A 12382-nucleotide genomic window follows, 5' to 3' on the forward strand; every position below is an offset into this window, starting at 1 on the left:
ACTATTGTTTTTTTACTTTAAATTCATAATTCCATCTTATTCTCTATTTTTCTACATTATTCTATTATTGATACGCTAGGCATAGTTACTTACTATTCTACACATATAAAACAATTAAACTGCTATAGACACTATATATTAGTACCTACTATTAAATACTAATGTGAAATTATAGCAATTAAACTCTCTGCCTTACTCTGCTATGTCTCTTAATATTGCTAGCTATTTAAACACAACTAATTTACTATTATCCTGTTTAGCTGATACTATCTTATTCTCTACTTCACATAAATCTCTACGTCTTCTTTCACTTCTGTTATATATGGCTCTAATAAAAACAAGTTCCATTTCTTATACGATACCTTTTTTCTATTACTACTTCAATTTTGAAACTATTTATTTGAGTTCCAAATGTATTTCTTCTAACTTTTATATACATAATCTCTAGATGTTTTAATTCTTGACCTTCTATTTCATTTGCTAATAATATCATGCCTACACAAGTCCCTACGTAGGCAATCCAATTTTTATCTTTTATTTTAACAGTTCAATTAATCCTGTTATTTTAAGAAGTTTACCAATAATAGTAGTTTCTCCATCTAGTAATATTATCTCATTAATATCATTTAAATCTCTTTCTCAAATATACCTGATCCTACAAATACTCCACCACATCATAAGTGCTGCATCTGTTGTAGTTGAAATACCGCCTGCTGCAAAGCTTATTACAGATAACTTATCATTTTCCAAAACATACTTAACTAAATCATATGATGCATTGAAGTTTTTAAAGTACCCCTTCAAGTGCCATAACTACACATTACCTTTCCTTTTCAACAATAATATCCTCTTCTTTATTGACAACATCAATAATTACTCCACCCCTTGGCATTTGAGCAAGATTTTTATTTACTATTTTCATTTCTATTATAAAAACCCCTTTTATTTTGTATTTTAAATAACACAACATATATACATACAATTTACGGACTTTTATACTTATAAAACTAACTGTTAGTAATTATTTAGTAATTATATTTAAGTATCTGTTTTTCTATTAATTTATAATTTTAAAATTTACTTTATTCACATATACTTATATATCTCTTAAATTTCCCCTTACAAACATAACATTTATCAATAATATCAAATCCTGATTCTATAATATGTTTATCCATATTTTCAAAGGTAACTATAACTAATTTATTTGTAATTCTACGAGCAGTTTTCATAAGAGCTGTTTGTTCTTCGATGGTTGTTGATGTAAATAGACCGTATGGTAAATCTATAATAGCAACATCATATTTTTCTTCTATATTATGCATATCACCAGTGGTTATTACATTTTCATATCCAAAGAACTGCAGATTTTTTTGAGCATTTTCTGCTATATTCTTATTAATTTCATATCCTCTCACATTAATCCCCATTGAAAGAGCGTCAATGACTACTGTTCCTACTCCACAACACGGATCTATTAACTTACAACCCAAATCATTTTTAACCGCTATGTTAACTAATGCTCTGGATACTCTTAAACTTAATGAGTTTGAATATGAATAAGGTTTCTGGTCATGAATGTGCCACTCATAATCATTTCTCTCATATTCACCAAATATCCATCTTCCATCAACTTTAGTTACTCCAAGCAAGGCTTTAGGATTATGCATTTCAGACTGGCCAATTATGACAAGTCCTATTTCTCTTATACTTTTAAGTCTTTCCTTATAACTTACATCTCCATTTTCTAGTTTTATATAACACACCTTAAAGTCATCATAAGACAACTTCGCTTCTATAATATTTTCTACTATTTGTTCTAATGAATCTTCTTCGTATATTATTGAAATCATATCTTTTATAAAAGGACTTCTTGATGGTTCCACATAATAACTTGAAAATAAAAATTTTTCACTTGGAATTTTATTAAAAAGATATTTCATTTCCATTTCACATAAATTTTCTTCAAATACAGGATAATTAATAGAATAAAAATATCCTCTATTATTATTGCTATTTTCAATATTTAATAATTTTTCCCTCAATTCACTTCAACCTCTTCATTCTTTAATATATTTGAAATTATTATAAAAACCTTTATTTTTTTGTCAGTTACTTCTATTATAAATACCACTATTTTATCTTACTGTCTATGTAGAACTATAACTAAAAGGTATATCCTTCTATTTATAAATAATCTAAATTAACTCAATAAATGATTATTTAATTCCAAATTATTTCATTGTAATTTTATTTTATAAGTTATTTATATAAATGATAATGTTTTCATGCGTTTTTTATTATATTTACTATAAAATATTAAATATCATTCTTGTAGTTCTTTACGCTATATGGTATTATATCAATAATATAAATATTAACAACGTGATAATTTGTTAATATATTCTTCATTAAATTATCATATTAATATTATTGTTTTTATAAAGAGGAGGATAATTATGAAAAAGACTTTACTTTCAGGAGTTTTAGCTTCTGTAATGTCTATGACACTACTTGCTGGTTGTGGCGGAGACACAGGATCAAGTACAAGTGGTGCTACGGGGGATGTAATTAAAATTGGTTCTATTGGACCTTTATCTGGTGCAGCAGCTACATATGGTGTATCTGTAAAAGAAGGTGCTGAATTATTACAAAAGGAGGTTAATGATGCTGGTGGCATCAATGGTAAGAAAATACAATTTATTTTTCAAGATGATCAAGCTGATCCAAATTCAGCTATGCAAGCTTTCAATAAATTAGTTGATGATGAAAAGGTATGTGCAATATTAGGTGGTGTTACATCAGGTGCAACACTTGCAATTGCTCCAAATGCAACGTCAAGACAAATACCAATGATTACTCCAACTGGAACAGAACCATCAATAACAAAAGTTGGTGGAGAATATATGTTTAGAGGTTGTTTCGTTGATTCATTCCAAGGAGAAGTTCTTGCAAAGTATTCTAGCGAAACATTAAAATCTAAAACAGCTGCTGTATTATATAATTCTGGTTCGGATTATTCAAAAGGAATTGCTGACAGCTTTAAAACAAAATTTGAAGCTACAGGCGGAACAATTGGTGAATTCCTTACTTATAATGATAAAGATACTGATTTTAAAGCTCAATTAACTAAAATTAAGAGTTTAAATCCAGATATATTAGTATTACCTGATTATTACAACGTTGTTGGTCTTATTGCTAAGCAAGCTAGAGGAATGGGTATACAATCACAGTTCCTTGGTGGAGATGGTTGGGAATCAGAAGAATTGACTAAAATTGGACAAGATTCTGTAAATGGTGCATTATACATCAATCACTACTATTCTGCTGATACAGATACTGCTGTAAAATCATTTGTCGACTCTTACAAGAAAGAATATAACAAAGAACCTGATGCCTTTGCAGCTCTTTCATATGATACTTCTAAAATTCTAGTCAAGGCAATTGAAAAGACTGGCAAAACAGATGGTGCTGCTATTAAAGATGCTTTAGCTGGAATGGAAATGACTAGCGTTACTGGTAATATTAAATTTAATAGTGACAGAAGTGCTATAAAGAGTGCAGCTATAATCAAAGTTGATGGAGACAAAAAAGTTTTAGCTGGTAAGGTCAATCCTTAATATTTTAAAAGGAGGAATATACTATGGAATTTTTACAACAACTTATTAATGGTTTAGCTTTAGGTAGCGTATATGCCCTCCTAGCATTGGGTTATACAATGGTATATGGAATTATACAACTAATAAACTTTGCCCATGGTGAAATATATATGATAGGAGCCTTTGCAGGCTTCTATTCTGCTTCAACTCTTGGATTACCATTAATACCAACACTGTTAGTCGCAATGGTAGTTTCAGCTTTGGCAGGAATAATTATAGAAAAAATTGCTTATAAACCATTAAGAAATTCTCCAAGAATAACTTTACTTATTACAGCAATTGGAGTTTCTTTATTTTTGCAAAATGGCATGAGAATTTTAGTCGGCTCTAATCCTAAACCATTTCCTGATCTTATCGATGCTGGGTCAATTAATATAGGATCTATTCAAATTGAATGGAAAACAATACTTATGTTTGCAATTTCTGCATTCCTTGTTATTCTTCTTCAATTTATTGTTTATAAAACTAAGGTTGGAAAAGCAATGAGAGCTTCTTCTCAAGATATGGAAGCTGCTTCTCTTATGGGCATAAATGTTAATAATACTATATCTCTTACATTTGCCATAGGTTCTGCTTTAGCTGGTATAGCTGGAGTCTTAGTTGCAATATCTTATCCTAGTATAACCCCTTACATGGGTGTTATGCCAGGGCTTAAGGCTTTTGTTGCCGCAGTACTTGGGGGAATTGGAAGTATACCAGGAGCCCTCGTTGGCGGAATTGCTATTGGGTTGCTTGAAACCTTCTCTAAGGCTTATATATCAACTAACTTCTCAGATGCAATTGTATTTGCAATTTTGATTATAATACTTTTAATTAAGCCTTCTGGTCTATTAGGTAAAAAGACCAATGTGAAAGTGTAGGTGTTGATATGAAGAAATTTTTTAGTAAAAAGATTATTTGTTTTATGACAGGAATCTTGATTACATATTTAATTTTATTCGGGCTAATGAGTGCAAATATTATAAACTCTTACTATAAAGGAATTATCACTTTAGCTTTAATAAATATTGTCCTAGCTGTTTCCTTAAACTTAATAGTTGGTTTTACAGGTCAATTGTGTTTAGGACATGCAGGCTTTATGTCAATTGGTGCTTATGTATCAGCTGTAATAACACAAAAAGCAGGTCTGCCATTTATTGCTTCAATATTTATTGCTGCAATAATTGCATGTATATTTGCAGCTTTAATAGGATATCCTACTTTGAAACTTACAGGAGACTATTTTGCAATAACAACTTTAGCCTTTTGTGAAATTATTAGAATAGTTATTATGAATATTAATGCAGTTGGTGGTGCCCGCGGATTTACAGGCATTCCAAAGGAAACTAATTTTACATTAGCATTCTTGTTTATGGTGATTACCGTTATTGTTATTTATAATATAATTCATTCATCCCAAGGTAGAGCAATGCTTTCTGTTCGTGAGAATGAAATAGCAGCTGAGTCAATGGGTATAAATGCATTTAAATATAAAATGATGGCATTTATTATTGGAGCTTTTTTTGCCGGACTCGCTGGAGGACTTTATGCTCACTACATGGGCTATATACAACCAGCATCATTCGATTTTAATAAATCGATAGATTATTTAACTTTTGTTGTATTTGGTGGAATGGGTTCATTATCTGGCTCAATCATTGCTACTATAGTATTAACTTTCTTACCAGAACTTCTAAGGGGGCTTGGAGAATTTAGAATGCTAATCTATCCATTAGCATTAATAATTCTTATGATATTTAGACCTCAAGGACTACTCGGTGATAAGGAAGTTTCACTTAAAATATTTAAAAAGTTATTACCAGATAAAACTTCTACGAAATCAAAGAATGGAAAGGAGGCTTAATAGATGTTAGACGTTCAAAATTTATCAATTGAATTTGGTGGATTAAAAGCAGTTTCAGATTTTAATCTTACTATAAACGAAAAAGAGATTGTTGGACTTATAGGACCTAATGGTGCTGGTAAAACCACTGTATTTAATATGTTAACTGGTGTCTATACTCCAACTCTAGGTACTATATCTTATCTTGGAGAAAAAATTCATGGTCTTAAGCCTTATAATATTACAAAAAAGAAAATAGCTAGAACATTCCAAAATATTCGTCTATTTTCTAGCCTTACTGTTCTTGATAATGTTAAAGTTAGTTTTAATTATAGAATACAATATTCTCTTTTTGATTCTATCTTCAGAACCCCGAAGTTTAAAAAAGTGGAAGCTGAAATCGCAGAAAAGAGTATTGAATTATTAAAAGTTTTTTCTCTAGATGCAAAGAAAGATGACTTAGCTAATAATCTTCCTTATGGAGAACAAAGGAAACTTGAAATAGTAAGAGCACTAGCCGCTGAGCCTTCATTATTATTATTAGATGAGCCCGCTGCTGGAATGAATCCTCAAGAGACAACAGAGCTTATGGATTTAATAAATTGGATTAAAGATAAATACAATTTATCAATACTTTTAATAGAACATGATATGAAACTTGTTATGGGGATTTGCAATAAAATAGCAGTTCTTGACTACGGGAAAAAAATTGCTGAAGGCACTCCAGATGAAATTAAGAACAATCCTAAGGTAATTGAAGCTTACCTTGGAGAGGAGGCATAAGGAAATGTTAAAAATAGATAACATTAACCTATATTATGGTGTGATCCATGCATTAAAAGATATTTCTCTTGAGGTAAAACAAGGTGAAATAGTAACTCTAATAGGAGCAAACGGTGCTGGTAAGACTTCTACTCTTAGAGCTATATCAGGTTTAGAACCAATAAAATCAGGCACTATTACTTTTAAAAATTCTGAGTTAAATAAAGTTCCTGCTAATAAGATAGTTTCTTTGGGTCTTTCTCATGTACCTGAAGGTAGAAGAGTGTTTCCTGAATTAAGTGTTCTAGAAAATCTAGAATTAGGTGCTTATTTAAGAAAAGATAAATCTGGAATTAAACAAGACATGGAAATGGTCTTTTCTAAATTTCCAAGATTAAAAGAAAGATTAAAACAACCATCTGGTACCTTGTCTGGTGGTGAGCAACAAATGCTTGCAATAGGTAGAGCATTAATGAATAGACCAGAAATGCTTATACTAGATGAACCTTCAATGGGACTTGCACCTCTTGTCGTTAAAGATATATTTGATACAATTGTTGAAATTAATAAATCTGGTACAACTATACTTCTAGTTGAACAAAATGCTAATATGGCACTTGCAATTGCAAATAGGGCTTATGTTCTTGAAACTGGTAAAATAGTAAAGTTCGGAGATGCAAAAGAACTTCTCAATGATGATAGCATTAGAAGTGCTTATCTTGGAGAATAGCTTGAAATAAATTAAATATAAAAAATAAGTTGAGTCGATGATTTTTAATCATTTGCTCAACTTATTTTTTATATTTAGACTGTTAGTGAATATATTCTTTTTCATAATGACAAACTATATAGATAAAAATATTTATAGGAGGTTGAAGTTTATGAATAATGAGGAAACTAGTTCAATACACGAGGTAGCTAAAAAGATGATAATTGATGGTGAAACTTTTGATACTATAATGGAGAAAACTCATCTAAGGTTAAAAGATTTAAAAAGGATTCAAAGAGATGAAATAGATCCTAAATTCTAGATTCTGCACTTTTGAAAAATATATTTTTTAAGACAGTACTTATTATATTTATCAAATATGATTCTATTTAAAACGCAGAGATTATCTCAAAATTAATCCGATTTATTTAATTTTGAGGTAGCTCTGCTTTATTTATTCTACTTTCTTATAATACAAATTAATTATATTATAGAAAAAATTGGAATCAACTGTTTTTTTCTTAATATATTGATGTATAATATAAATATGGAAATATTTATATTTTAAAAATTAAGGAGATGGTCTAAATGATGTCATATTTTATTCTTATCTATGGGGTAATAATTATTTCGTCTATTGTAATCGTTTATTTGGTTAAGTACACTTTTTCTCAAGATACTGGTACAGATAAAATGCAAGAAATATCAAATTATATCAAAGAAGGTGCTATGGCGTTTATAAAAAGACAGTATAAGACAATATCTATTTTATCTATTCTAACTTTATTTTTAATTATATTATGCAATTATATAGGTAATTCTTCAAAAGGTTCTAGTATTGCTATATCCATGTCCTTTCGAACTGGTATCGCATTCATAGCTGGTGCATTTTGTTCTGCTTTATCTGGCTATATAGGTATGTATATGGCAGTTCATTCAAATGTAAGAGCTGCTGCTGGTGCCAGAAAAGGATTAAATAATGCTCTTCAAATAGCACTTAAAGGTGGTGCTGTTACTGGACTAGCTGTTACTGCTCTATCTCTTTTAGGAGTTGCTTCTCTTTTCCTTATATATGGAGGAATTTCAGGTGATGATACACTTATAAAAGAAGCCCCTTCTCTTATAGTTGGTTTTGGTTTTGGTGCTTCATTTGTTGCACTTTTTGCACAACTTGGAGGAGGTATATATACTAAGGCTGCTGATGTTGGTGCAGATCTTGTTGGTAAAGTTGAAGCTGGTATTCCAGAAGATGATCCTAGAAATCCAGCTGTTATTGCAGATCTTGTTGGGGACAATGTTGGTGACTGTGCTGGGAGAGGTGCCGATCTCTTCGAATCTACTGCTGCTGAAAATGTTGGTGCTATGATTTTAGGAGTTGCCCTTTATCCTGTTTTTGGATGGAAGGGAATATTATTTCCACTTGTGGCACGTGCATTTGGTATTTTAGCTTCAATAGTAGGAATATTTCTTGTTAAAGTCAAAGATGACAATGATGATCCTATGAAAGCATTAAAAGGTGGTTTTGTTATAACATCCTTAATTAATGTAGTACTTCTATTCTTTGTAGTTCGAAATATGTTAAGTGGCACTCTCGAAAATGGAACTAAAGTAAATTATATTTATTTATACGGCTGTGCCCTTGCTGGAATATTTCTAAGTTATATATTTGTAATTATTACTGATTATTATACTTCAATAACTCATAAACCTGTAAAAGATATAGCTGATGCTTGTGAAACTGGTGCTGGAACTAACATAATAACTGGTTTATCTGTAGGTATGGAATCTACTGCTTTACCAGTACTATTTATATCCTTGTGCATATTTGTTTCTTATAAATTAGCTGCTCTAGCTTTACCGGGCGTTGCAAGTGCTGGCTTATATGGTACCGCAATAGCTACTATGGGAATGCTTTCAACTTGCACCTACATTCTTGCTATGGATACTTTTGGACCAATAACTGATAATGCTGGTGGTATTACAGAAATGTCTGGTGCTCCTGAAGAAATCAGACTAGTAACTGACAGGTTAGATGCTTGTGGTAATACTACAAAAGCATTAACAAAAGGTTATGCAGTTGGTTCTGCAGCACTTGCTACCTTCCTACTATTCTCTGCTTACTTAGATGAGGTTAAAAGGATACTTGGTGTCCCTTTAGATTCTTGGTATGCAGTTGATATCGGAAAACCTGAAGTATTTATCGCTGGTTTTATAGGTGCTATGATTGTATTCTTATTTAGTTCTACTGCAATAAAAGCTGTTAGTCGCGCTGCTCAATATGTAATATTGGAAGTTAGAAGACAATTCAAAGAAATTCCTGGAATAATGGAAGGAACAGCAAAACCCGATTATGCTCGATGTGTTGATATAGTTACAAAAGGAGCATTAAAAGAAATGATACTCCCTGGAATATTAGTAATTTCTGCACCTATATTAGTTGGTGTAATTCTAGGAAAAGAAGCTGCTGCTGGCTTTCTAATGATAACTACTATTACTGGTGTCATAATGGCTCTATTCCTAAATAATGGTGGTGGCGCATGGGACAATGCGAAAAAACTTATAGAACTTGGAGCTCATGGTGGTAAAAATTCCGAAGCACACAAAGCTAGTGTAGTTGGTGACACAGTTGGTGATCCATTTAAGGATACTGCCGGTCCATCACTTCATGTACTTATAAAACTTGTAAGTACATTGACATTAGTATTTGTAGCATTATTTAGTTAAAACTCAGTAGAAACCTACAACAGTTAATCATTATCAAAAAAATTGTACCCTATAGAGTATACCTAGTTAATATATACTCTATAGGGTATTTTCCTTTTATCTTATATAAGTTAACTTTTAATATATTATAACCCAAATCCTCCAATATAGGTTTTCAATTCTTCTGCCAATGTATTTAATTTTTCAACTTCTCTAATAATATCTTCACTATAAGCTGTTTATTCTTCTGTAGACACTGTTACCTCTTCTGTACTTATAGTTGTTTCTTTAGATACAGGTAAAACCAATTCCATATATTGGCAATTTTACCCTAACTCCCTCTATTGATGATAAATCCAGTGTTTCCTCTAATATTTCATGGAGTTATCTTGAACATTAGAAATATGAATATCAATAATTATGGATAACTAGATTATTTTTCCCATATGATTAGTCTACTGAAACTGTTTGTATATTAACTTTATGTTCTAATAATATATCCTTAAACTCTGTAGGGATATTATCATCTGTTAATACAAAGTTAACTTCATTTGCTTTAAATTGTACTACAACACCCTGTTTAGAGAATTTTGAAGATTCAGTAAGAATTATTACATTATTAGCACTTTCCGCCATTGCCTTCACTGTTTCTGTTCTCATGTGATTTGTACCAGTAAATCCGCTCTTTATTGTAAATCCATCTGTACCAACAAATAATTTATCAACAAAAAAATCTTTTGCACATCTTCTAGTAATAGGTCCTACTAAAACTTGAGATTCTGGTTGATAGTCTCCGCCTAGTAAAACAACTTTTGCAAATGGAGCTTCTCTTATATATGATGCTATAAATGCTGAATTAGTAATAATAGTAACATCTCTTTTATTCTGTGCAATTTCATTTGCCAATAATGCGCAACAAGAACCTGATTCGATCATTACAGTTTCTCCATTCGAAACCAATTCCGCTGCTTGCTTTGCAATCTTTTGTTTTATATCATAATTAAATGCCAATCTATTATTTATATCATCATTAGAATTTATTACTGCATATCCATGTTCACGCCTTAAAAGACCTTTTTCTTCTAAAACACTTAAATCCTTACGAATTGTAACCTGTGATACGCTTAAAACTTCTGCTATTTTAGAAACTTCAATACGTTTATTATCATTTACCAATTGTAAAAGTTTTGTCTGTCTGCTTATCATTTTCATCATCCTTATCAAAAATAAATATTATTTAAAAGTATAACATATACAATTCCATCATACAAATGTTATACATTTCAAATGAAATTGAATTACTTACCCTCATAATTTAATTATGTTAATATATAAATTTAAAAATAAGTTTCTTTTAAAACCATTTTCCTTTTCGAATATAACTTTTATTTATTTTTGAAAACTCTTTATTCCATAAAGAAAATTAAATATATTATTAATAACTATCTATTAAAAATGAGTTTTATCATACATTTTAGTCTATCATAAAAAGTTCCTCAAATTTTGCCGAAGTTTTGAGGAAATTTTAATATTTGATCTACTTATTCCGCTAGATCTGTATACTAAACAAATATGCCTTTATTACATAGTATTACACTAAATCAACTATAGAAGCATCTCCATATATAGATTTCCAATCAGCTGTAAAGTCATCAACTGCCTTTTGAATTGCTGGCATTTTTAATGCATCTTGTAAAATTTCAGGTGCTACCGTTGCAGTTTGTGCTCCATAAGCAAATTAAAGTTCTTGTTCTGTTCTTTCAATTATATCGTCTTGAGTTTGTTTAGATAATACATTAAAGAATGCGCTATATCCTGCAACCCTAACAATTAAATCTCTGTAGTTTTCCGGATTTTTTTGTGCATCAATTAGAGTATCTCTAGATACTACATTATATTGTACATGGAAACCTTCTAAACGATTTTTTCTGTTCTTTCTTTATAGTTAATTAATCCAATCTTTAATACAGTTTCATAATTTACTGCTATATGAGCATCTCCAGAAGTAATGTTACCTTCTGCTTTTATAATTCCTAAATCATAGAAAAGTCTACTTTCAACAGGCATTCCTGCAAGTCCTCTGTCTTTTAACGTTTTATGTTCCCAGAAAGGAGCTATTTCTCTTAAAACTTGCTTATTTTCTTCTGTAATATAAAATGTATCTCCGTCACGTTTATCGAATTCATCAAGTTCTTCAATAACCCAATCCATTGCATACTCTGGGAATATAGGTGCTGAACGATTAGATGATGCTTGATTACCTACAATTAAAGTTTCATCTTCAATAAATATACTCATATTTTTCAAGATATTCTCTAAACATAACGCTCTACGCAATACCATTGGTTTGTCAGCATGTTCTTTATAACTTTCAGTGGTATATTTAGCTCTTTCTACACACACCATAGACTTTGCATTTAATAATTTCTCACGAAAATTGTTCATTCTATCAGTAAGGTTTCCAAAATAATTCATAACTATTCCTCCTATATATTTTTTGATATAAACATACTTTGATTCCTAATGAAACTAAATTTGTTTCTTTTATAATTTAATTATATTACTATTCTTTTTGCAGTCAAGGTTTTAATTTCATTTGAAGTGTTTATTTTCTTTGAATGCAATCTTATTTTGTTACAAAAGACTACTTTTGTGTTATTATTAAAATATAGAATCAATTTAAAAATTACATTCACTAAAATATATATATTTCAATTAAGAGTGTAA

General features: G+C 30.3%; 9 protein-coding genes and 5 pseudogenes. 6 read left to right on the top strand and 8 right to left on the bottom strand.

The features are described 5' to 3' along the window. Nucleotides 1-222 precede the first annotated feature (222 nt). The 3 genes and pseudogenes from DIC82_03695 to DIC82_03705 all read right to left on the bottom strand — a co-directional run bounded on the left by DIC82_03695 (nucleotide 223) and on the right by DIC82_03705 (nucleotide 2045). Nucleotides 223-621 (bottom strand): annotated as a pseudogene (locus tag DIC82_03695) (hypothetical protein). Between the two features lie 20 nt (nucleotides 622-641). Further along, nucleotides 642-928: pseudogene (locus DIC82_03700) on the bottom strand (hypothetical protein). A 154-nt stretch (nucleotides 929-1082) separates the two neighbouring features. Next, nucleotides 1083-2045, bottom strand: a complete 963-nt coding sequence (locus DIC82_03705) for an SAM-dependent methyltransferase (protein ID AWK50224.1) — start codon at nucleotides 2043-2045, stop codon at nucleotides 1083-1085. A gap of 414 nt (nucleotides 2046-2459) precedes the next feature. On the opposite strand from DIC82_03705, the gene DIC82_03710 reads away from it, so the two are divergent. The 6 genes from DIC82_03710 (at nucleotide 2460) to hppA (ending at nucleotide 9676) form a co-directional block, all read left to right on the top strand. Then, a complete protein-coding gene (locus tag DIC82_03710; GenBank protein ID AWK50225.1) occupies nucleotides 2460-3620 on the top strand; it encodes an ethanolamine utilization protein EutJ in 1161 nt (386 codons plus the stop codon). Nucleotides 3621-3643: 23 nt separating this feature from the next. Continuing rightward, entirely contained in the window at nucleotides 3644-4519 is an 876-nt protein-coding gene (locus tag DIC82_03715; GenBank protein ID AWK50226.1) for a branched-chain amino acid ABC transporter permease, read from the top strand. An 8-nt stretch (nucleotides 4520-4527) separates the two neighbouring features. Continuing rightward, nucleotides 4528-5502 carry a branched-chain amino acid ABC transporter permease gene (locus tag DIC82_03720; protein ID AWK50227.1) on the top strand — a complete coding sequence of 325 codons (975 nt, stop codon included), beginning with the start codon at nucleotides 4528-4530 and terminating at the stop codon, nucleotides 5500-5502. A 3-nt stretch (nucleotides 5503-5505) separates the two neighbouring features. Further along, entirely contained in the window at nucleotides 5506-6264 is a 759-nt protein-coding gene (gene livG / locus DIC82_03725; GenBank protein ID AWK50228.1) for a high-affinity branched-chain amino acid ABC transporter ATP-binding protein LivG, read from the top strand. Nucleotides 6265-6268: 4 nt separating this feature from the next. Continuing rightward, a complete protein-coding gene (locus tag DIC82_03730) occupies nucleotides 6269-6973 on the top strand; it encodes an ABC transporter ATP-binding protein (protein ID AWK50229.1) in 705 nt (234 codons plus the stop codon). Nucleotides 6974-7540: 567 nt separating this feature from the next. Beyond that, nucleotides 7541-9676, top strand: coding sequence for a sodium-translocating pyrophosphatase (gene hppA, locus DIC82_03735; GenBank protein ID AWK50230.1), 2136 nt, complete (start codon nucleotides 7541-7543; stop codon nucleotides 9674-9676). Nucleotides 9677-9793: 117 nt separating this feature from the next. Here hppA and DIC82_03740 read toward each other — a convergent pair whose 3' ends face one another. The 5 genes and pseudogenes from DIC82_03740 to DIC82_03760 form a co-directional block, all read right to left on the bottom strand. Next, complete coding sequence (locus tag DIC82_03740) at nucleotides 9794-9856, bottom strand: hypothetical protein (protein ID AWK53028.1); 63 nt, start codon at nucleotides 9854-9856, stop codon at nucleotides 9794-9796. 249 nt (nucleotides 9857-10105) lie between these two features. Then, the gene (locus tag DIC82_03745; GenBank protein ID AWK50231.1) at nucleotides 10106-10861 is read right to left on the bottom strand and encodes a DeoR family transcriptional regulator; all 756 of its coding nucleotides are present in this window, start codon (nucleotides 10859-10861) and stop codon (nucleotides 10106-10108) included. Between the two features lie 385 nt (nucleotides 10862-11246). After that, nucleotides 11247-11393: pseudogene (locus DIC82_03750) on the bottom strand (fructose-bisphosphate aldolase). Continuing rightward, nucleotides 11394-11570 (bottom strand): annotated as a pseudogene (locus tag DIC82_03755) (hypothetical protein). An 8-nt stretch (nucleotides 11571-11578) separates the two neighbouring features. Then, nucleotides 11579-12130: pseudogene (locus DIC82_03760) on the bottom strand (formate C-acetyltransferase/glycerol dehydratase family glycyl radical enzyme). Nucleotides 12131-12382: the final 252 nt, after the last annotated feature.

It is taken from the genome of Clostridium beijerinckii (assembly GCA_003129525.1).
Taxonomy (GTDB): domain Bacteria; phylum Bacillota; class Clostridia; order Clostridiales; family Clostridiaceae; genus Clostridium; species Clostridium beijerinckii_D.